Origin of the sequence: Candidatus Palauibacter scopulicola (genome assembly GCF_947581915.1) — a bacterium.
Lineage (GTDB): Bacteria > Gemmatimonadota > Gemmatimonadetes > Palauibacterales > Palauibacteraceae > Palauibacter > Palauibacter scopulicola.
Genome location: NZ_CANPWG010000009.1, coordinates 34,273 through 55,136 on the forward strand (window position 1 = coordinate 34,273; position 20,864 = coordinate 55,136).

Sequence of the window (20,864 nt, forward strand, 5' to 3'; positions counted from 1 at the left end):
AGACCGGGAGCCACACCATCCGCCAGACGGACCGCTGAATGGACCTCGGACTCGCTCTGAGGCTCGGCGCGGTCCTCGCGCTCGTAGCGGCAAACGCCTTTTTCGTTGCCGCGGAGTTCGCGCTCGTCAGCGCGCGACGCACCCGCATCGACGAACTGGCCGAAGCCGGCGATCGTCTGGCCGGCGTCGTCCGCCGGGCGCAGGACAATCTCGACCGCGCCATCTCGGGTACGCAGCTCGGGATCACGATCGCGTCGCTCGGCCTGGGCTGGATCGGCGAGCCGGCGCTCGCGCGGTCGATCGAGCCCATGTTCGGCGCGCTGGGCTTCGCGGCGGGGCCGGCGGCCCTCCACACGACGGCCGTCGTCGTCGCCTTCATCCTCATCACCTACCTTCACATCGTACTCGGCGAACTCGCGCCGAAGACCGTCGCGCTCCTGCGTCCCGAGACGGTGAGCCGCTACCTCGCCGGTCCCCTCCTCGCCTTCAACCGCGTCGCGACGCCGGCGATCTGGCTGCTCGACGGTTCGGCCCGGCTGTTCCTGCGGGCGATCCGCGCCCCCGCGGGCGACGCGCACGGCGTCGAACATGCCCACAGCCCGGACGAAATCGAGGTGCTCATCCGGCAGAGTCGGCGGCGGGGAATGGTCGAGAAGGACGAACAGGCGATGATCGAAGGGGTGTTCGATCTCACGCATACGGTGGTCCGGGAGGTGATGACGCCCCGGCCGGACATCGTCGCCGTCGGGGCCGGGGATCCGGCCAAGGTGATCCTGGAGGTGGCGGCGGAGTCGGGACATTCGCGTCTCCCCGTTACGGACGATTCGCTGGACGACATCGTCGGCATCATCGTCGTGAAGGACCTGCTCGCGGAACTCCTCGCGGCGCGCCCGACGGGACTCGTGGCGCGGGACGTGATGCGCGAGGCGCTCTTCGTCCCCGAGTCGAAGGCGATCGACGACCTGCTGGCGGAAATGCGGGCCCGCAAGACGCATATGGCGGTCGTCGTCGACGAGTTCGGCGGCACGGACGGCATCGCCACGCTGGAAGATCTTCTCGAGGAGATCGTCGGCGAGATCTACGACGAGCATGACGAGGCGGAGGCGGGACTGGAGGTCGGTTCCGACGGGTCGGTCGGACTCAATGGAGGCGTCTCGTTCACGGACCTGCTCGCCGGTCTGGGCCTCGATGATCTCCAGGAGGAGGAGTACGACACCGTGGCCGGATATGTGATCGGCACGCTGGGCCGCATCCCGGAGCCAGGAGACCGGGTCCCGCTCGGAGACGCGCGGCTGGAGGTTGCGGAACTGGTCGAGCGGCGGATCACGCGGCTCACGCTCCTCGGCGTGGACGAGGAGACGGTGGGGAGATTGTACGAAGCCCTCGAATCGTGAGTGCGTTCGAGCCCCGAACTTGCTGCCGCGGGCATCGCGCCCGAAGTTGGGAAGAGCCTCCTTCAACGAAAGGCTCCGCTCTGCGTCGCCGAACACGGTCGGAAGGGTTCCTGACTTGAGGTTCCGGGTTTGAACCTCTCCGACTCCTGGAACTACGAGCAGTTCGACGCCGAAGCGCAACGGCTGTACGAAGCCGGCGACTTCGATCAGGCGCTTGGCCTCCTCAAGGAGGCCCTCACCCGTTATCCCGACTCGGTCGAACTCCTCGTCTCGCTCGGGTATACGCGTCTGGCCCGGGAGGAATACGCCTGGGCGCGAGCGGCCTTCGACGGGGTGCTCCGGATCGATCCCGAGCACGAGGAAGCGCTGGCCGGCCTCGGAGATGTCCTGCTGAAGCTGGGGGAACGCGCGGCGGCCTTCCAGATCTTCGAAGGCCTGATCGCGCTGGGGTACGATCGGGACGTGGAGCTCATGCTCTGCGTGGGGCGCAGCCTGCTCCGCGAGGGTCTCCTGCGCCGTGCGGAGCGGTTCTTCCGCCTCGCCCTCGCGGCCGATCGCGACAGCCCCGATGCGGCGCTGGATCTCGCCTTCACCTTCTATCGGGACGGCGACACCGAGGCGGCGCTGTTCTGGAGCCGCGAGGCGGTGCGCCTGGATCCCCGCTTCGCGGAGGCCCGCGCGCTCTACGGCAACGTGCTCTACGAACGCGGCGATTTTCGGGGGGCGCTCGCGCAACTTGCGACGATCCCGGTGACGGACCTGGCCGATCCGATCGTCGCGTGGCGTGTGGTCGACCTCAAGCGGCGACTCGAAGACCTCCCGGCGGACGCCGAGGAGTTGCGGCCGTACCTGCTGGCGCTGGAGGAACTGGCGCCGGAACCGAGTGCGGAGGAACGCCTGCTGGCCGAGGTCGAAGCCCGGGCGAACGGGTTGACGGCGGGGCCGGGAACGGGCCAGCTCGATCTGTTCGGTCGTCCGCCCGAGGCGTCCGCGGTGGAGGTGCACCGCGTGCGGGCCCCGAACGGCGTGGTGTACGAGGGAGATTGGGATGGGATCGTGCGGGCCATGCGCAACGGGTCCGAGGAGCCGGGCGTTTCGCTGGCCGACTTCATGCGGAACGAGGCCATGCGGCTCCAGGCGCTGACGGGCATCGCCGTCTCCTGGCAGACGGCGCGCGCCTTCCTCGAAGACTCGGCCCGGGTCGGCGCGCTCGAAATCGAACGCTAGTCCCGTGTCGCAGGTTCCGCTGCGCATCGCGGTCATCGGCGGCGATGGGATCGGCCCCGAAGTCACCCGCGAGGCGTGCCGCGTGCTGCGGGCCGTGGCCGCGAGGGGCCTGGCCGAACTCGAGCTCACGCGCTTCCCGCACGGCGCCGACCACTATCTCGCCACCGGGGAGACGCTGTCGCAGCGGACCTTCGAGTCTCTGAGGGACGACTTCGACGCGATCCTCTTCGGCGCCGTGGGCGATCCGCGCGTGCCCGACGGCCGTCACGCGCGCGACCTCCTCCTCGGTCTGCGGGTGCGGCTGGACCTGTTCCTGAACCGCCGGCCGCTGCGGCTGCGCGCGCCGGAGCTGTCGCCGCTGAGGTCCGCGGACTCGGCGCCCATCGACTTCGAGGTCTTCCGGGAGAATACGGAGGGCCTCTACGTGGGGGTCGGGCGGGTCGAGCACGAGGGCACGCCCGATGAGGTCGCGGTGTCGGAGTCGGTCGCGACGCGGTTCGGGGTGGAGCGGATCGTGCGGCGCGCGTTCGACTACGCCGCTCCCCGGGGACTGCGCGTGACGCTCGCGGACAAGGCGAACGCGGTGCCGCACATGTTCGGGCTCTGGCGCCGCGTGTTCGGGGAGGTCGCCGCCGGATATCCGGGGGTGGCGTCGGAGATGCGCTACGTGGATGCCCTCGCCATGGAGATGATCCGGGCGCCGGAGCGGTTCGGGGTCATCGTCACCTCGAACCTGCTCGGCGACATTCTCTCCGATCTGGGCGCCGAGATCGTGGGGGGGCCGGGGCTCGCGCCCTCGGCCAACGTGAACCCCGGCGTTCATGGCCTGTACGAACCCGTGCACGGCAGCGCGCCGGACATCGTCGGGACGGGTCGGGCGAATCCGATGGCCGCGGTGCTCAGCGCCGCGCTCCTCCTGCGGGATCACGGTGCGGACGAAGCGGCCGAGGCGATCGAAGCGGCGGTGGATGCGGCGCTCGCCGCCGGAGTGCGGACGCCGGACCTCGGGGGAGGCGCGACGACGTCGGAGGTGGGAAGCTGGCTCGCGGAACGGGTGGCCTCGGGCGCAGCCTGATCCGTCGCGCTACGTTCCCGGTGCGGCTCCGCAGTCTGATCCGCGCGCCGCCGCCCGGACGGTACCGGCGAAATCACCTCCGAATCACACGATACCGGTCGCACGACCGGCAAGGGGATGGAAGGACTCTGCGAAATGAGCGACAGCAACGGTAACGGGACGGTGTTTCTCTCGGCCGCCCGAACCGCCATGGGCGCGTTCGGCGGCAGCCTGAAGGAGTATTCGGCGGTGGACCTGGGCGTCGTCGCCTCGGAAGCGGCGATCGAGCGCTCGGGCGCCGAGCCCGGCGATTTCGGGCACGTGGTGATGGGGAACGTGATGCAGACGTCGGCCGACGCGATCTATCTCGCGCGGCATGTGGGGCTGCGGGCAGGGCTGCCGATCGAGACCCCGGCCGTCACCGTGAACCGCCTGTGCGGCTCGGGCTTTCAGGCCGTGATCGATGGCTCACAGGAGATCGAACTCGGGGAGAGCGACATCTGTCTCGTCGGCGGAGCCGAGTCCATGAGTCAGGCGCCGCATATCGTGCGCGGAGCCCGCTGGGGTCTGCGGCTGGGCCCGGCGCCGAAGTTCGAGGATTCGCTGTGGGAGGCCCTCACCGACCCTTACTGCGGCTTCTCGATGGCCCAGACGGCGGAGAATCTCGCGGAGGAGTACGGGATCTCGCGCTCGGAAGCCGACGAGGTGGCGGTGCGCAGCCAGCAGTTGGCGGCGGAGGCCTGGGAGGGCGGCCGCTACGAGGACGAGGTTGTGCCGATGATGGTGGGGAGGAAGGGGAGGGAAACGTCCTTCGAGCGGGACGAACACCTCCGTCCCGATACGACGGTCGACGGGCTCGCAAAGCTCCGGCCGTATTTCAAGCAGGATGGCCTCGTCACCGCCGGTAACGCGAGCGGGATCGGGGATGGGGCGGCGGCGCTCGTGCTGGCGGGCCGGGACTACGCGGCGGCGCACGGCCTGGAGCCGGTCGGCCGCCTCGTGTCCTACGCCGTGGCGGGCGTGCCGCCCCACATCATGGGCATCGGGCCCGCGCCGGCCTCGCGCGCCGCCCTCGACAAAGCGGGCCTCACGCTCGACGACATCGACCTCGTTGAGGTGAACGAGGCCTTCGCTCCGCAGTACCTGGCCGTCGAGCGCGAACTAGGCCTCGACCGCGACAAGGTGAACGTGGACGGCGGGGCGATCGCGCTGAGCCACCCGCTCGGCATGACGGGGGCGCGGATCACGGGTCATCTTCTGCACGAACTGCGGCGCCGGGGCGGCGGCCTGGGGCTGGGCGCCGCGTGCATCGGCGGTGGACAGGGCGCGGCCGTCATCGTGGAGGTCGACGCCTAGCGGACGGCCGGGCCGGGCGCCGCGAACCACCGGGCCGGACGCCGCGAACAGTCGGAGGGAGCGAACATGGATCCGCTATTCTTCATCCTCGCCGGGGCGGGCGCGCTGGCGCTGGCCACGAGTCTCCGCATCCTGAAGGAATACGAGCGGGCCGTCGTCTTCCGGCTCGGCCGCGCGCGTCCGACCCGCGGGCCCGGGCTCATCTTCCTCGTCCCGTTCGGGGTCGAGCGCATGGAACGGGTGAGTCTGCGGATCATCGCCATGGACATCCCGCCGCAGGACGTCATCACGCGCGACAACGTGTCGGTGAAGGTCAACGCTGTCCTCTATTTCCGCGTCGCGAACCCCAGACGAGCCATCCTGGAGATCGAGGACTTTCTTTTTGCCACCTCGCAGCTCGCCCAAACGACGCTGCGCTCGGTCATCGGGCAGGCGGAACTGGACGAGGTTCTGGCGGAGCGCGAGAAGTTCAACCAGATCCTGCGCGACATCATCGACCAGGGGACGGACGCGTGGGGGATCGACGTCACGGGCGTCGAGGTGAAGGACGTGGACCTGCCGAACGAGATGAAGCGGGCGATCGCGCGGCAGGCGGAGGCGGAGCGCGAGCGGCGCGCCAAGGTGATCAACGCGCAGGGCGAACTGCAGGCGGCGTCGAACCTGCGGGACGCGGCGCGGCAGTTGAGCCAATACCCGGCCTCGCTGCAACTGCGTTTCCTGCAGACGGCGACGGAGATCGCGGCGGAGAACAACTCGACGACGCTCTTCCCGCTGCCGGTGGAACTCGGGCCCATGATGGGCCTGTTCAAGGGGCTTGCGACGGCGGCCGACGAAGAGTCCGCGGCTCCGGCTCCGGTCGACGAGCGCGTGCTCGAAGGCTCGGAAGGCGCGCCTCAGCTGCCCGGCGCGGAGGTGGCCGCGGACATGTCGGAGGCCGCGGACGAGCCGGAAGCGGTGGCGAGGGAGCGCGATGCCGCCGGCTGACGACAATCGCGACGGTTCGGGCGGGGCCGGTCCCCCGGCCCGCCGTTCGTCGCTCCCCCGGACGGTCACGCAGGAGCAACTCGAACGTGTGATCCGGCGGGCGTCAGATCTCCAGTTCCGCAGTTCCACCTCGGTCGGCGGGGAGCTCGCGGCGGGCGAAGTCGTGCAGATCGGAGCGGAAGTCGGGATCGAGGAGCGGTACGTCCGGCAGGCGCTGGCCGAGGTGGAAGCGGCCTCCCTCATTCCCGACGCGCCGCCGGACGAGGGGCTCGCGCGCCGGATCGTCGGTTCCGCGATCGTAAGCACGAGCCGCGTGGTGCCCGGGAGTCCGGCGGACGTGGAAGCGAATCTCGAATCGTACCTGCGCGAAGAGGAGCTTCTCCGGCAGGTGCGCTCGCGGTCCGGCGGATCGCTCTGGGAGCCGGGCACCGGCCTCGTCAGCCAGATGCGCCGCGCGATGGACGTCGGCGGGCGGCGGTATACCCTGGCGAAGGCTCGAAATCTCCAGGTCAGCGTGGAGGCCCTGGAGAGCGGGTGGTCGCTGGCCACGCTGACCGCCGACATCGGCAACATGAGGGCGGAACGGATCGGCGGCTGGTTCGCGGGAATGGGACTGGGTGGAGCGGCCGGCGGCTTCGGCCTGTTCATGGCGACGGGAGGCGGCGTCCTGCCGCTCCTGGGAGGACTGGCGATCTTCTCCGGTTTCACGGCCATCGCGACAGTTTCCGCGCGGGCCGACATGCGGAAGGTCAGGCAGCGGATGGAACTCGCGCTGCAGGGTCTTCTCGACCGACTCGAACGCGGCGAGAATCTCCGTAGCGCGGAGGAACCCTGGCACCGGAAACTCCTCCGCTGAGCGGCGCCGGTTTCCGTGCGCCATTGCACCAAAAACAATCACACCAACGAACATAGAAGGAGTGGACATTGACTGAGATCCGGAAGGTCGGGGTGGTCGGAGCGGGACTGATGGGGAGCGGGATCGCGCAGGTCAGCGCGGCGGCCGGCTATGAGACGCTCGTGCGGGAGGTGGAGCAGGGGTTCCTGGATCGGGGGATGGCCGGGATCGGGAAGAACCTCGACCGTGCCGTTCAGAAGGAGAAGCTCGGTGCGACGGACCGGGACGCGACGATGGCCCGTCTTCACCCGACGCTTGAACTGGCGGACCTGGCGGCGTGCGACCTCGTCATCGAGGCGATCACCGAGAACCTCGGCGCGAAACACGCGCTTTTCGACGAACTCGGCGGACTGTGCGCGGCGGAGACGATCTTCGCCTCCAACACGTCGAGCCTGTCCATCACCGAACTCGCCGCGGAGACGGATCGCCCGGAACGCTTCGTCGGTCTCCATTTCTTCAGCCCCGTGCCGGTCATGCCGCTGGTGGAGGTCGTCCGCTGCGGGCAGACGGCGGAAGCGACGTTCGAGGCCGCCTTCGCGTTCGCCGGATCGCTCGGGAAGAGCCCGATCGCCTGCGGCGACAACACCGGTTTCGTGGTGAACCGGCTCCTCGTTCCCTACATGCTCGACGCGATCCGCGCGTACGAGGCCGGGGTCGCGTCGATCCCCGACATCGACAAGGGACTGCGTCTGGGCTGCGGATACCCGATGGGTCCCTTCACGCTGGGCGATTTCGTGGGACTCGACACGTTGTACCACATCACGGGGATCATGTACGACGAGTACAAGGAGGCGCGCTTCGCCTCTCCCCCCCTCCTGCGCCGCATGTACCTGGCCGGCTACCACGGCCGGAAGACGGGGAAGGGCTTCTACGACTACAGCGGCGACGAACCCGTCGTGTCCAGCTTCGTGCTGTAGCGCGTGCCCCAAACGGACCGGGAGACGGCGCGACGTCTCCCGGGTCCACCTACGGTCTCCATAGCGTGCGTTATTGCAAATCGTGTAATGCAAGATTAGCTTGCATCGATGACGATGACATCCGATTCTCGCGTTGGACGCCGCCTTAAGGCGGCCCGAGAACGAGCTTGCCTGACGCAAGAGGAACTGGCCGGTGCTCTGGGCCTCCGGCATCGCCAGACCATCGCCAGCATCGAATCCGGGAAACGATCTCTGAGCGCCAGGGAATTGGTCAGCGCCATGGACGTGCTGGGCGTCGATCTCGACTACTTCACCGACCCGTTCCGACTCGTGGGCGAGGGTCAGTTCTCGTTCAGGACGAGCACCGACGTTGGCGGCCCGGTGCTCGACGACTTCGAAGATCGCGCGGGACGCTGGATTGCCATGTACCGTGAGCTCTCCCTGGAGCAGGGTATAGAGCCGCGGTGGCTGGAGTCCAAGCTGGCCTTGACGGCCCGATCATCCTTCGAGGACGCCCAGGCCGCCGGGGAGTCGGTAGCCGACCGCTGGCAACTGGGTTCGTGCCCCGCGGCGAAGCTGCGGTCGGCCATGGAGAGCCGCGCCTCAATCCTGGTGCTCGATGTCGATATGCCTCCCGGCATTTCCGGCGCCGCATCAAGGACACCTGGGCTGAATTGCGTGTTCGCTAATCGCAGGGATCCCGAGCGACGTCGGAACTTCGACTTGGCGCACGAGCTTTTTCATCTGCTCACGTGGGACGCCATGCCACCCGAGCGGGCCGAAGACGTGGAGGTGCCAAGAACCGGGAAGGGATGGCGCGTCGAGCGGCTTGCGGAGAACTTCGCCGCCGCAGTCCTCATGCCTGGACAGATTCTGTGCCAGAAGTGGGAGCGGCAGTCGGAGGCAACCGACATTCACCAGCGGATCAAGGAGATCGCTGCCGATTTCCGCGTCTCCGGAACGGCCTGCAAGTGGCGTCTCCGCAACCTCGAAGTGCTCACAAGGTCCGATCTCGCGGAGATCGACGACCGGCGCCTCGCGGCCAACGGACACTCAACCGACCCCCCTCCCGAAGTGCCGGCATTCAGCAAACCGTTCATCGATCGGGTTGCCTTAGCCCTCGATACCGGTCGCCTTTCCGTTAAGCGGGCGGCTTCCCTGCTCGATCTCTCGTTACCGGATCTCGTTTCCCTTATCCGAGGTCATGGTCACGAGACGTACTTCGAGGCGTGAAGCGATAGGTCTCGCGCCGAACGTCATCGTACTTGTGGACACCATGATCGTCATCGAGGCGGTCGACACCGCGTGCTGGAACGCCATCACTGGGAGCCGGGAGATCGTCACGGTTGAAGAGTGTGGGGAAGAGCTGCAGCGCGGTGATCCCTCCATGCACGGATACGTCCAAGTACGGGAAAGGGATATCGCACGCGCCATCGTGAGGCCGCTTCCGGTTGCAGCTGACATCACGTTTCGTCTGCAGTACCCCGATGCGTATCGCCTGGACCCCGGTGAGCGAGACCTGTTGGCGTTGGCCTGTACGCTCAGCGACGACTTCGCCCTATGTAGCTGTGACAGGGCGGCTGTAGGTGCCGCTCACGCATTGGGCTGGCTCGATAGGGTCGTATCGCTCCAAGCTCTCGCGACGAGCCTCGGAGTACGGCCGTGCCGTCCGTTCAAGCGCCAATACACCGAGAGGCAATTGGAGATCTGGAGGACGTCGCTGCTCCTGGAGGCTGGCCCCTAAGGCGGTTTCAAGGACGGTTCAGAACGGCGCCCTCGGCCAGCCCGAAGGCGCCTTGCGGCTACTGCTGGAACTGGACCTGAAGGCCTAGTGCGTTCCCGGCAAGCAGGGGCCGGATCCGGACGGGGGCGGGTGGAGACGGTCCGAGGGAGGCCGACGAGGGTTCGACGCCGAGCCAGTTCTCGGCGGCGGCCGTCGCCAGGCCGCCCACCCACCAGCCGATGAAGCCGCCGACGACCACGTCGGACAGCCAGTGGCGGTCTCCGTAGATTCGGGCGAGTCCCGTCCCCGCCGCGGCCACGTAGAAGGGGATGGCCCACCCGCCGTCGGTCACCTCGTCGACCGCGGCGGCGATGGCGAAGGCGTAGGCCGTGTGGCCGGACCCCAGGGAGGCGTTGCCGCGGAAGGGATCGAAGTGGAGGACGCCCCGCTCATCTCTCGGGCGGCTTCGTCCCAGCGTCCAGTTGAGGACGGTGTTCGACATCGAGCCGGCGAAGACCCCGAAGAAGGCCGAAGTCGCCCGCCGGAGGCCCCGTTCCCCGTCCAACGCGACCCCGAGCAGAACTCCGCCCCCGGCCAGCAGGGGCGCGGTCCGCTCCCAGTCGCCGTACGTGTGGCCGGCCTCGGCCAAGTCGCGTCCCAACGGTCCCTGGTGGTCCAGCGCCAGGCCGCGGACGTGCTCGTCGAGGAGGAAGGCGCCGCCGAGCACGCCAGCCGCGAGGGCGACGCGCCTCCAGGTCTGGCCCGCCTCCCCATCCGCCGGCTCCGGGACTGCGAGGTTCGGGTTTCGTGCCGATGCGGGGTCCTGCGCAGCCAGTGGCAGGGTTAGCAAGAGCCACGCAACCCCGAGGATGGCGAGGCCCGCTCGGGGACCTCCCGTGCGCGTGATCCGGCGGCTGGCGCCGCAACGTCCGATGGATGTCATGAACGCCTTCGAAGCTGCCGCCCCCGCAGGCGTCGGGCAACCGCTCGCGGAGGTGTTCCCGACGAGGCCTCCAACGGGCAAATTTCCTTGCGGCATAAGGCTTTTCGCCGTATTTTTCGAGCCTGTGACGAAGACACCGGAGGCACCGTCTATCCGCCAGCCCGAGGCGTCCTCCGCGCCTTTCCTCAGGCGCTTGATCCTTCGCGACTACCGCAACTTCGAACGACTCGAATGCGAGTTCCCGGAGGCCGGCGTCGCGATCATCGGGCCCAACGGATCGGGCAAGACGAACCTCCTCGAGGCGATCTGCTACCTCGAGGTTTTTCGGTCCTTTCGAGGCGTGAAGGACCGCGAGCTGGTGCGGTTCGGACAGACGGTGTTCCGGGTGGAGGGTGAGGTCGAGGGGGGGATGTCCGTGGCGGCCGCCTACGACCGGTCGCAACGGATCAAGAAGGTCGAGGTCGACGCGCTCGAGGTGGAGCGGGTTTCGGCCGGGATCGGTTCGGTGGGGGTCGCGGCGTTTCGCCTCGACGACGCCGAGATCGTGCGCGGGGGGCCAACGCTGCGGCGTCGCTTCCTCGACGTTGCGCTCTCGGTGGGCGTACCGGGCTATCTTCCGGCGCTGCAGCGCTACCGGAGTCTGCTGTCGCAACGGAACGAGGCGCTTCGGCGCGGCGGCTCGAACGACGAGATCGAAGCGTGGACGGAAGGGTTGATCGAGGCGGGTGGAGTCCTCACGGAAAGGCGGGCGACGTGGGTGTCGGAGGGGGCGGAGCGATACGCCGGTTTCTACGCGCGGATCTCGGGAGGAGACAGGGCGGGGCTTCGGTATTCGGCTTCGATCGCTTCGGACGGCGGAACGGAGGATGCGAAGGGCGCGGTCTCGTGGGAGGACCGCTTTCGACACGCGCTGGAGAGGACCGGGGAACGTGAGCGTCGCCAGGGCATGACGGTGGTGGGCCCGCACCGCGACGAGATCCGGTTCGAGGTCGAGGCGCCGGAGGGCCCCCGCGACCTCCGGAGCTACGGGTCGAGCGGACAGCAGCGTACGGCCGCGCTCGCCCTGCGCCTGCTCGAAGCGGACCGGCTCAGGGAGCGGCTCGGCCGCGAGCCCCTGTACCTGCTCGACGACGTGTTTGCGGAACTCGACGAGGGACGTTCCGACCGGCTGTTTCGCCTCTTCGAGTCCGAGCGGGACGGACAGGTGATTCTCACCGCGCCCAAGTCTGGTGACGTGGGGCTGATGGGTGGGAGGCTGGCGCGCTGGCGCCTGCGCAACGGCCGGCTCATCGCATGAACGGCGCGGCCTATGGGGCGATGCGGGGCGGGAAGGCACGGCGCGGGGACGCGAGAGGGGAGGCGCGGCATCCTGAGCCCGTCGGGGGCGTGCTGGCGGAGCTGCTCGATCGCCTGGGAATCCGCGAGCGGGTGGAGCGCAGCGCCACGGCGGCGCGGTGGGAGCGGGTCGTGGGTCCGCACATTGCGCGCGTCACGAGAGTTGGCGGGATCAGGGGCGGGACGTTGTTCATCGAAGTGGCCGGTGCGGCCTGGATGACGGAACTGAACATGATGAGGCGAAGGCTGCTGGGCCGCCTGAACAGGGATCGCGCCCGCGGCCGGATCGAACGGATCGTGTTCGTGCAGTCCGGGGAGTCGTCGCCGGCCGCGGCGCGCCCCGGCCGAACCGAGAAGGGGAGGGGTTGATGGCGAAGTCTGCGGCGGGCGGAGAGCCCGTGAAGGATAACAACGACAACTCGGACTACACCGCGCGGCAGATTCATGTCCTCAAGGGACTGGAGGCCGTGCGGAAGCGCCCGGGCATGTACATCGGGTCCACCTCCGGGCGGGGGTTGCACCACCTCGTCTACGAAGTCGTGGACAACTCGATCGACGAGGCGATGGCGGGACACTGCTCCGGGATCGAAGTCACGATCGGGACGGACCAGTCGATCCGGGTCGTGGACGACGGGCGCGGCATCCCGGTGGACCTTCATCCGACCGAGAAGGTGCCGGGGGTCGAACTCGCCCTCACGACGCTCCACGCGGGCGGGAAGTTCGACAAGTCGAGCTACAAGGTGTCGGGCGGGCTGCATGGCGTAGGCGTTTCCGTCGTGAACGCGCTCTCCGAGTGGCTGCGGGTCGAGGTGCGTCGCGACGGCCACGAGTGGATGCAGCGCTACGAGCGCGGCGTCAGCCAGGGGAAGCTCAGGAAGGGGCGGAAGACGAAGGAGACCGGAACCACGGTCACCTTCCGGCCCGACCCCGAGGTCTTCAAGGGGCTCGGGGACCCGCTCGAATACAGCTTCGAGACGCTCGCGAACCGCCTCCGGGAACTCGCCTACCTGAACCGGGGCGTGCGGATCTCGATCATCGATGAGCGGCAGGAGGATCTGCGCCGCGACTTCCACTTCGAGGGGGGAATCGCGCAGTTCGTCGAATATCTCCTGGGGAACAAGACGCCGCTTCACGCGGACGTGATCTCCGTCTCGGGCGCACAGGACGACACGGAGTTCGAACTCGCGATGCAGTACACGGACGCCTACAGCGAGAACACGTTCACCTTCGTGAACAACATCAACACGCACGAAGGCGGGACGCACCTTTCCGGCTTCAAGGGCGCCCTCACGCGGACCATCAACAACTACGCGCAGCGGAACAACATCCTCAAGAAGGCCGATCCCACCCTGAGCGGCGACGATGTGCGCGAAGGACTCGTCGCCGTGCTCTCCGTCAAGGTCATGGAGCCGCAGTTCGAGGGGCAGACCAAGACGAAGCTGGGGAACAGCGAGGTGCGCGGGATCGTCGAGAGCCTCGTCAACGACCGGCTGGGGACGTGGCTGGAGGAGAACCCCGGTCCTTCTCGACAGATCATCGACAAGGCGGTCCAGGCCTCCCGGGCGCGGGAGGCGGCGCGAAAGGCCCGGGACCTGACGCGCAAGAAGTCGGCGCTCGAGACCGGCATCCTGCCGGGGAAGCTGGCGGACTGCTCGACCCGGGACCCGGAGTGGGCCGAACTCTACCTCGTGGAGGGAGACAGCGCGGGCGGGAGCGCGAAGATGGGGCGCGACCGCAACTTCCAGGCCATCCTTCCCCTGCGCGGCAAGATCCTCAACGTGGAGAAGGCGCGGATCGACCGGATCCTCTCCAACGAGGAGATCCGCGCCATGATCACGGCCATCGGGACCGGGATCGGAGACGAGTTCGATCTGTCGCAGGCCCGGTATCGAAAGGTCGTGATCATGACGGACGCCGATGTGGATGGCGCCCATATCCGGACGCTGCTCCTGACCTTCTTCTTCCGGCAGATGAAGGAACTCATCAAGGAAGGATACATCTACATCGCACAGCCTCCGCTGTACCGAGTGTGGAAGGGGAAGACGGAGTTCTACTGCTACGACGAGTCGGAGCGCGTCGCCGCGCAGGCGAGACTCGACAACGGCAGGGGGAACGCCTCGCTGCAGCGGTACAAGGGCCTGGGCGAGATGAATGCCGACCAGTTGTGGCAGACCACGATGAACCCGGAGAAGCGCACGCTGCTCCAGGTGAACATTGACGATGCCGTCAAAGCGGACCAGCTATTCGACACCCTCATGGGCGAGAACGTCGGGCCGCGCCGCGACTTCATCGAGCGGAACGCCCGCTACGTACGCAATCTCGACGTCTGAACCTCCTCCCGAACCACCGTTCGTCGCCGGGGCACGCGGGTTGATAGCCCGTTGATGCCCGCCTCGATCCTTGTATCAGAGAGGGCGGCAGGGCGTCGCCCTCCGGGATCATTCAGGGGAGGTGGAAGATGATGAGGATGAGGAGAGGCAGGAGAACGGCGTGGCCGCTCGCGGTGGCGTGGGCTTTCGCGGGCGCGCTGGCGATCTCGCTGGCGCAGCCGGCCGAGGTCGCGGCGCAGAGCGAGTGCGCCGAGTACATCTCGGGCGGCCCGAACAATCCGGCGAGCGGAACGCTGATCGGCTCTCAGAGCGTGACGATCTCTCTCGGCGCCGCCTTCGGCCTTAGCGTCGGGATCACCGCGACGTTCAACGTGGGCGCGTACAACATGGATGACCGCTCAACGACCTACGTCCGGTGCGACGACTACACGGAGTGGTCCTTCCAGTGAGCCGCATCCGGGGAATCGGCGGTTCGAGGTCGCGTCCCGCACAGGCTGACGTTTCGACTGCAAACCGTTCCCGGCCACCGAGTTCCGCTCGGTGGCCGGGAATCTTCTCGCGCACCGTCGCGCTGGGCCTTGCGGGCGCGCTCGGTGCTTTGGGCTGCGGAGGCGCCGCGGAGGCCGGCGACGATGGACGGTTGTATTTCAGCGAGGGCGTCAGCCAGGCCTACGAGATCGGGCCATCCGACGCCCGCCTCGATCAACTGGACGAACGGGTGAGCTTCGGTTCGATCGTTGACGTACTTGCCACACCGGCGGGCTACTTCGTCGCCGACGGCCTCGATCCGCGTATCGTGGTCCTCGACCGGAACCTCGATCCGGTGCGGATCCTGGGTGCGGAGGGGGAGGGGCCGGGAGAATACAGATTTCCAAGGCGCCTGATCCGGGCGGATGATCAGGTCCTGGTCCTCGACGGGGGAAACGCGCGGGTCGCGTACCTGACCCTGGAGGGTGATTTCGTCGCCAGCCAGCGGACCACCGGCAACGCCAACGACATCGCCGCCCATCCGGAACTCGGGCTGCTCGTCGCCGGCGATGCGTTCCCCGACCATTACCTGGCGCGGGTTGCGGAGCAGGGGTATACGGCTTTCGGACCGATTCCACCCGAGTTGGTCGTCGACTACGAAGGCGCATTCCAGTTGCCCGTGGACCTGGTCGCGGTGACGCCCGATGGCCTCATTCATGTCCTCGACGGGGACCAGCTTGCGCTCGTGAGCTATCGCCCCGACGGCGGCCTCGTGAGCGTCGTCTTCGTGCCCAGGGAAATGCGGGCCCGTGAACTGAAACGAAATGAGGAAACGGTCGAAGCACTCGGCGGACGTGATCGGGTTCTCGGTTCACCGATGGTGTCGGCACTTTCGCCCCTCGACGATGGTCGCCTGGTTGCCCGAACGTCATGGGTGAACGCAAACGGTCTGATTACGAAGGGTCTCGTTCTGGACCGGGAGCGTCTCGAGGCGATCCCCCTGGTCTTCCCCGCCGACCGCGATTGGGAATGGGCGCGCGGGGCCGGCGTCTATCTCGACGGACTGGACCGGGCGGTGCTGAACCCCCTGCGGACTGTGAGCCTTGAAGCCGCGCCGGTCCAGCTTGTTGCCCAGGACCCATGACGGCCCCCGTTGTCGTCGCGATCGATCAGGGGACGACCTCCACGCGTGCCATCGCGTTCGATCTCGAGGGGACCGCGGTGGCTGGCGCTCAGCGTGAGTTGCCCCAGAGCTATCCGCTGCCCGGCCGGGTCGAACATGATCCGGAGCGCATTCGAGACGACGCGGTCGAGGTGACGCGGGAGGTCATCGAGGCCGCCGAGACGCTCGGGCACCGCGTGGCGGCGATCGGCATCACGAACCAGCGCGAGACGACCGTGGTCTGGGAACGCGCGAGCGGCAGGCCGATTTACCCGGCGATCGTGTGGCAGGACCGGCGGACGGCCAGAGAGTGTGCCGAGCTCCGCGCGGCAGGGCACGAGGGTCTGATCGAGCGCCGCACCGGTCTGCGGCTCGACCCGTACTTCTCCGGCACGAAGCTGGCGTGGATCCTCGACAACGTGTCCGGCGCGCGGGAAGCTGCCGAGACCGGGGATCTCGCCTTCGGGACGATCGACGCCTGGCTGCTCTGGTGTCTGACCGATGGGCGCGTGCACGCGACGGATGCGTCGAACGCGTCCCGGACCCTGCTCTACGACATCGACGAGGGTCGGTGGCACCCGGCACTGCTCGAACTGCTGCGCGTGCCCGCCTCCGTGTTGCCCGAGGTGCGCGATTCGGCCGGCGATTTCGGGGAAACAGCCGCCGATCTCTTCGGCCGCGCGATCCCGTTGCGGGGCGTGGCCGGCGACCAGCAGGCGGCGACGTTCGGGCAGGCGGCGTTCGACCCGGGCGGGATGAAGTTCACCTACGGGACGGGCGCGTTTGCGCTGCAGAACACGGGCGCCGACCGACTCGCCTCGCAGCACGGCCTGCTCACGACGGTGGCCTGGCAGCTCGACGGGGAGCGCACGTACGCGCTCGAGGGCAGCATCTTCGCCGCCGGCGCCTCGGTTCAGTGGTTGCGAGATGGGTTGGGGATCATCTCCGACGCCGCCGAGACGGAGGCCCTCGCCCGTGCCGTGGATTCGACCGGAGGGGTCGTACTGGTCCCCGCCTTCGTCGGGCTGGGCGGCATCCATTGGGATCCGGACGCCCGCGCGGCACTGCTGGGAATGACGCGGGACACGGGGCGGGCCGAGATCGCCCGGGCGGCGCTGGAGGCTGTCGCCTACCAGTCACGCGAACTGATCGACGCGATGCAGGCCGATGGGGCGCCGCGCCCCGCGACGTTGCGCGTGGACGGCGGGTTCACGCGCAACGACTGGGCGATGCAGTTTCTCGCCGACATCCTCGACCTCGAGATCGGGCGTCCGGTCGTGACCGAGACCACCGCGCTGGGGGCGGCGATGCTGGGTGGCCTCGGTGCCGGCGTGTTCGCGGATCTGCGGGAAGCCGCGGCACTGTGGCGCCACGACCGCGCGTGGCAGCCCACCATGGACGCCGAGAAGCGCGAAACGCTCTATTCCGGGTGGCGGCGCGCGGTCGCCCGCGTGCTCACGAACTGATATTCTGCCCGAGAACACCCCCCTGTAGCGGCACGGGTAGCTCATGGAGACGACCAGGAGGCCGACGGTCCCCGCGGCCGAGGAGATTCTCGGCGGGTATTTCCCCGTCCTCGACCACGGGTTCGTCGCGCTCGTCGACTACATGGGCTCGGATGCCGACGTGGAGGCGGCGGCCCGCGTCAGCTACGGGGCCGGCACGCGCCGCGTCAGCCAGACGCGCGGTCTCGTGCGGTATCTGCGGCGCCACGCGCACACGACGCCGAGCGAGATGGTCGAGCTCAAGTTCCACTGTTCCATGCCGATGTTCGTGGCGCGACAGTGGATCCGACACCGCACGGCTTCCGTCAACGAACTCAGCGCCCGCTACAGCCTCCTGCCGCTGCTGTTCTACAAGCCGGACCACGAGCAGTTCGCCTATCAGAGCCGCCTCAACAATCAGGGCCGGGAGGCGGATCCCGCCCCGGGCGACCTCTACCGCAGCGCGATCGACCAGTGGGAGAGACTGCGGAACAACGCGGCCCATGCCTACGACTGGCTGCTGTCCGAAGATGTCGCCCGGGAACTCGCGCGGATCGACCTCCCTCTCTCCACTTATACGCAGTGGTACTGGAAGATCGACCTGCACAACCTCCTCCACTTCCTCCGGCTGCGCGTGGACTCGCATGCCCAGTGGGAAATCCAGGAGTACGGGCGGGTGATGGCTGGCATGCTACAGCGGGTCGCGCCGCTCAGCTACGAGGCCTGGGTCGACTACGAGGTGCTGGGGGCGCGGCTCAGTGCCGGGGAACTCGGGGTGCTCCGTAGCCTGCTGCGGCCGGACGCCGAGTCGGAATCGATTCACGCCGACGGCGTCGCGACGAAGGAGAATCTCCGGGAGGCCGGTCTGGCGCCCCGGGAGATCCGCGAGCTGCTGGACAAGCTGTCTCCCGTGGAACGCCCCGACTTCACGCTCGACCTCTCGCAGATGAAGAGCGCGGAGGAGATGTCCGGCAAGATGGCGGAGGCGGTGCCGGAGCCCACCGCCTGACGGACAGGCGGCGGCGTTCCGTCCTCCCCGGTCACGCCGCGCGCGTAGCCTTTCCCGGAAGAGTGCGTGCGGCGAACCACACCAGCGACCCCAGCCACAGCGCGTAGAACACGATCCGGATCGGGTGGAGCGCCAGCGATTCCTGGAACTGCGGCGCTACCCCGGCGACCAGCATCGTCGTTCGCGACAGCTGTTCGGCCGTGAACCATCCCCACAGGATCGCGGCCCACAGCAGACTCCACCGCTTCCAGGTCGGAGGCCCCAACTCGGCCGGCAACCGGCGCACGTTCATGTAGCCGATGACGAGTGTGAACAGGAACATGCTGGACATCGTGAACGGGCCGGCGATGAGGAGGAGGAAATCGGGCTGCAGCACATCCAGCGCCTCCCCGCCGATCCACGACGCGGCAATGATCCCCATCGCCGCCAGAACGAAGATCGTCAGAAACACGAGAAACGTGCGCTTCTGGGTGAAGAAGCGGGTCCTGTACCCGAAGCGCTCGAAGAAGATGCAGCCCGTGATGCGTGTGACGGTGTCGAGGATCGCAAGCTGGGTCGAAAAGATGACGAACGATCCCCCGAGCAGGAACGCGACCCGGAGCCATAGCCCGCCGACCCGTTCGATCGCCTCGCCCTGCAGCGTCACCATGGTGGTCAGATCGCCCGCGATCTCCGGGCTGTCCGTCCCCAGCGTCGCCGCGACGAGCATGCAGGTGATGACGACGCTCAGGAGTGTCAGGGCAACGAAGGTGACGAGCAGTTCCTGGTGGACGACCCGCATCCAGCCTCGGAAACGCCCGAGTTGGGTCGGGTCGTTCGTGTCGAAGACGAAACCCGTCGTGCTGATGTCCTCATTGCGTCCCCGGATGCCGGCGATCCGTCCCTGGAAGCGCGCCATCCCGAAGCCCTTGTCGCGCAGCCAGAGCGATTGTGCGAGGAGCAGGGTACCCCCGGTGCCGGCATACGCGACCGCGAGGATCAGCGTCGGAAACTGATCCCCGGTGAACAGTTCGGCGGGGGCGCTTCCGAAGGAGACGGCGCCGACCGCGAGTTCGAGGAAGTGGGAGGGAACGAAACCGACCACGAGGAGCGTGATCGCAAGGAGGGGGAAGAACCCCGCCACCAGGGCGATCTCACAGCGCTCCAGGACGTTGTATACGATTCGGGAAACCGCGAGCCCGAACCAGATGCAGGCGAGCATGAGCAGCGCCATCGGTTGCCACTGGATCTGCGGCCCCCCGGCGAGGACGACGATCTGACCCACGAATTCGGCGGACTGCGACGCCCACCCGGGCCAGAAGAAGCTGGCCAGCGTCGCCACCAGGAAGAGCCAGGGCCAGAACCCGAGCCGGTCGAGCCGCGCCATGCCGGCGAACGTCGACTCGCCGGTGGCGATGGTCCAGCGTTCGATCTCGCCGATGACGACGAACTGGGTCACGACGCCGATCCAGAACAGCCACCAGATCGAGAACCCGTTGGCCGCCACGAGGTTGGGCCAGAGGAGAAACTCGCCGCTTCCCAGACCCATGCCGAGCGCGATGACGGATGGGCCGATGATGTGCCTGAGGCGGGGCACGCGGGACATGCGGCGGACGAACTTGAACGGCGGTCCGTGACCGCGGTCGGGAAAGGCCTCGGTGTCCGGCGCGTCGGGCAGCGTGCTCTCGTCGAGCGGCTGGTACACGCCGCCGCGGTATTGCTGTCCCTCCTCGGTGCTCGCGGAGATCGAGTCCGGCGCCGTCGAGCCGGGTCCTTGCTCGCTCAAGGCGTCGGAGGATCGAAGCGTCCGTCGGGCACCGTCTCACCCGCGGCCACATCCTCGAAGTAGATGAAACGGCCGCCCCCATCGAGGAGCCGCGTCATGGCGAACCGGATGTCGCCGACCGGCTGCCAGTCGGACCACCAGATGACCTCTCCGGGAGCTTCCGCCCGCCCCAGGTGGTATTGCCACGCCATCATGCGCCCCGACTCGTCGAGGAAACCCCAGTACTGGTCTTCGGTGGTACCCAGGCCCTGGTCGAAGCTGAGGTGGACCACCTCGTACGCTTCGCCGTCGGAGAGCGTACGCGTCCCCTCGTAGGCGAGATGAACGCCCGGGTCGTCCCACTTGAACGGCATGATCGCCCAGTACGTGTCGTTGATGAAGGCGCCATAGCCGCGCCGGAGCGCGGAGTCCCGCGCCGCGCCGGCCAGTTCCTCCCCCCCGACCCATGCGCGTCCGGCCGGGACCTTGTCGAGCTCGGGGTGCGGCTCGACCTCGTTCACGTTGAAGAGCAGCAGATGGGGCGTCCCGTCCACCGCATAGGCGACGCGATACCGTCCGTCGTACCGGTCCCACGAATGCTCACGGTTCGCCACGATCTCGCCGTCGCGTTCCACGATCCAGCGGAACGACAGGTATCGCGTTCGATCCCACGCCTCCCGTCCACCGAGACTCTCGGCCAGCCGCGCGGCGTGCACGGCCGCGGTCTCGTCCGGCGCCGCGGCGGCCGTCGCGGCCCCGCCACCGTCGTCCGGCGCCCCGCCGCCGCACGCGACGAGCGCGGACGCCGCCAACATCGTACAGAGTCTCAGCATGGACCC

The 20,864-nt window shown here is 68.1% G+C and carries 18 protein-coding genes and 1 pseudogene; 16 read left to right on the forward strand and 3 right to left on the reverse strand.

Translation table 11 applies throughout. The features are described 5' to 3' along the window. Positions 1–38: 38 nt before the first annotated feature. The 9 genes and pseudogenes from RN743_RS01575 (at position 39) to RN743_RS01615 (ending at position 9,571) form a co-directional block, all read left to right on the forward strand. Positions 39–1,394: a hemolysin family protein gene (locus tag RN743_RS01575; protein ID WP_310775549.1), complete on the forward strand. Its 1,356-nt coding sequence runs from the start codon at positions 39–41 to the stop codon at positions 1,392–1,394. A 129-nt stretch (positions 1,395–1,523) separates the two neighbouring features. Further along, a complete protein-coding gene (locus RN743_RS01580; RefSeq protein ID WP_310775551.1) occupies positions 1,524–2,621 on the forward strand; it encodes a tetratricopeptide repeat protein in 1,098 nt (365 codons plus the stop codon). Positions 2,622–2,625: 4 nt separating this feature from the next. Continuing rightward, entirely contained in the window at positions 2,626–3,696 is a 1,071-nt protein-coding gene (locus RN743_RS01585; protein ID WP_310775553.1) for an isocitrate/isopropylmalate family dehydrogenase, read from the forward strand. Between the two features lie 135 nt (positions 3,697–3,831). Further along, a complete protein-coding gene (locus RN743_RS01590; RefSeq protein ID WP_310775555.1) occupies positions 3,832–5,031 on the forward strand; it encodes an acetyl-CoA C-acetyltransferase in 1,200 nt (399 codons plus the stop codon). 66 nt (positions 5,032–5,097) lie between these two features. Continuing rightward, positions 5,098–5,817: pseudogene (locus RN743_RS01595) on the forward strand (slipin family protein); the annotation flags it as partial. Between the two features lie 184 nt (positions 5,818–6,001). Then, a complete protein-coding gene (locus tag RN743_RS01600) occupies positions 6,002–6,871 on the forward strand; it encodes a hypothetical protein (RefSeq protein WP_310775560.1) in 870 nt (289 codons plus the stop codon). 68 nt (positions 6,872–6,939) lie between these two features. Further along, complete coding sequence (locus tag RN743_RS01605) at positions 6,940–7,827, forward strand: 3-hydroxybutyryl-CoA dehydrogenase (protein ID WP_310775562.1); 888 nt, start codon at positions 6,940–6,942, stop codon at positions 7,825–7,827. A 114-nt stretch (positions 7,828–7,941) separates the two neighbouring features. After that, on the forward strand, positions 7,942–9,060 hold the full coding sequence (locus tag RN743_RS01610) for an XRE family transcriptional regulator (RefSeq protein WP_310775620.1): 1,119 nt from the start codon (positions 7,942–7,944) through the stop codon (positions 9,058–9,060). A 43-nt stretch (positions 9,061–9,103) separates the two neighbouring features. Continuing rightward, a complete protein-coding gene (locus tag RN743_RS01615) occupies positions 9,104–9,571 on the forward strand; it encodes a hypothetical protein (RefSeq protein ID WP_310775564.1) in 468 nt (155 codons plus the stop codon). Positions 9,572–9,629: 58 nt separating this feature from the next. On the opposite strand, the gene RN743_RS01620 is transcribed toward RN743_RS01615, so the two are convergent. Beyond that, on the reverse strand, positions 9,630–10,493 hold the full coding sequence (locus RN743_RS01620; protein WP_310775565.1) for a phosphatase PAP2 family protein: 864 nt from the start codon (positions 10,491–10,493) through the stop codon (positions 9,630–9,632). 193 nt (positions 10,494–10,686) lie between these two features. Here RN743_RS01620 and recF point away from each other — a divergent pair, with 193 nt between their 5' ends. From recF to thyX, 7 genes are all read left to right on the forward strand, one after another. Beyond that, the gene (gene recF, locus RN743_RS01625; RefSeq protein ID WP_310775567.1) at positions 10,687–11,790 is read left to right on the forward strand and encodes a DNA replication and repair protein RecF; all 1,104 of its coding nucleotides are present in this window, start codon (positions 10,687–10,689) and stop codon (positions 11,788–11,790) included. Further along, entirely contained in the window at positions 11,787–12,197 is a 411-nt protein-coding gene (locus RN743_RS01630) for a DUF721 domain-containing protein (protein ID WP_310775569.1), read from the forward strand. The genes recF and RN743_RS01630 overlap by 4 nt, the downstream gene beginning before the upstream one ends. Then, positions 12,197–14,158, forward strand: a complete 1,962-nt coding sequence (gene gyrB, locus RN743_RS01635; protein WP_310775571.1) for a DNA topoisomerase (ATP-hydrolyzing) subunit B — start codon at positions 12,197–12,199, stop codon at positions 14,156–14,158. Before RN743_RS01630 ends, gyrB begins: the two co-directional genes overlap by 1 nt. 128 nt (positions 14,159–14,286) lie before the next feature. Further along, positions 14,287–14,607, forward strand: coding sequence for a hypothetical protein (locus RN743_RS01640; protein ID WP_310775572.1), 321 nt, complete (start codon positions 14,287–14,289; stop codon positions 14,605–14,607). 191 nt (positions 14,608–14,798) lie between these two features. Beyond that, on the forward strand, positions 14,799–15,770 hold the full coding sequence (locus RN743_RS01645; protein ID WP_310775575.1) for a hypothetical protein: 972 nt from the start codon (positions 14,799–14,801) through the stop codon (positions 15,768–15,770). After that, positions 15,767–17,254, forward strand: a complete 1,488-nt coding sequence (gene glpK, locus RN743_RS01650; protein ID WP_310775577.1) for a glycerol kinase GlpK — start codon at positions 15,767–15,769, stop codon at positions 17,252–17,254. Before RN743_RS01645 ends, glpK begins: the two co-directional genes overlap by 4 nt. A gap of 43 nt (positions 17,255–17,297) precedes the next feature. Beyond that, positions 17,298–18,281, forward strand: a complete 984-nt coding sequence (gene thyX / locus RN743_RS01655; RefSeq protein WP_310775580.1) for an FAD-dependent thymidylate synthase — start codon at positions 17,298–17,300, stop codon at positions 18,279–18,281. Positions 18,282–18,312: 31 nt separating this feature from the next. Here the strand turns inward: thyX and RN743_RS01660 are convergent, their stop codons facing one another. Both RN743_RS01660 and RN743_RS01665 read right to left on the reverse strand, forming a co-directional pair. Next, positions 18,313–20,046 (reverse strand): Nramp family divalent metal transporter, encoded by a 1,734-nt coding sequence (locus RN743_RS01660; RefSeq protein ID WP_310775582.1) that lies wholly within the window; start codon positions 20,044–20,046, stop codon positions 18,313–18,315. Next, positions 20,043–20,858: a hypothetical protein gene (locus tag RN743_RS01665; RefSeq protein WP_310775584.1), complete on the reverse strand. Its 816-nt coding sequence runs from the start codon at positions 20,856–20,858 to the stop codon at positions 20,043–20,045. Before RN743_RS01665 ends, RN743_RS01660 begins: the two co-directional genes overlap by 4 nt. Positions 20,859–20,864 lie beyond the last annotated feature (6 nt).

Excerpts from the sequence above, each read along its gene's own strand:
- RN743_RS01575 (WP_310775549.1), top strand. The coding sequence starts at position 39 with ATGGACCTCGGACTCGCTCTGAGGCTCGGCGCGGTCCTCGCGCTCGTA.
- RN743_RS01590 (WP_310775555.1), top strand. The coding sequence starts at position 3,832 with ATGAGCGACAGCAACGGTAACGGGACGGTGTTTCTCTCGGCCGCCCGA.
- RN743_RS01600 (WP_310775560.1), top strand. The coding sequence starts at position 6,002 with ATGCCGCCGGCTGACGACAATCGCGACGGTTCGGGCGGGGCCGGTCCC.
- RN743_RS01610 (WP_310775620.1), top strand. The coding sequence starts at position 7,942 with ATGACATCCGATTCTCGCGTTGGACGCCGCCTTAAGGCGGCCCGAGAA.
- RN743_RS01615 (WP_310775564.1), top strand. The coding sequence starts at position 9,104 with ATGATCGTCATCGAGGCGGTCGACACCGCGTGCTGGAACGCCATCACT.
- RN743_RS01620 (WP_310775565.1), bottom strand. The coding sequence starts at position 10,493 with ATGACATCCATCGGACGTTGCGGCGCCAGCCGCCGGATCACGCGCACG.
- RN743_RS01630 (WP_310775569.1), top strand. The coding sequence starts at position 11,787 with ATGAACGGCGCGGCCTATGGGGCGATGCGGGGCGGGAAGGCACGGCGC.
- gyrB (WP_310775571.1), top strand. The coding sequence starts at position 12,197 with ATGGCGAAGTCTGCGGCGGGCGGAGAGCCCGTGAAGGATAACAACGAC.
- RN743_RS01640 (WP_310775572.1), top strand. The coding sequence starts at position 14,287 with ATGATGAGGATGAGGAGAGGCAGGAGAACGGCGTGGCCGCTCGCGGTG.
- glpK (WP_310775577.1), top strand. The coding sequence starts at position 15,767 with ATGACGGCCCCCGTTGTCGTCGCGATCGATCAGGGGACGACCTCCACG.
- thyX (WP_310775580.1), top strand. The coding sequence starts at position 17,298 with ATGGAGACGACCAGGAGGCCGACGGTCCCCGCGGCCGAGGAGATTCTC.
- RN743_RS01665 (WP_310775584.1), bottom strand. The coding sequence starts at position 20,858 with ATGCTGAGACTCTGTACGATGTTGGCGGCGTCCGCGCTCGTCGCGTGC.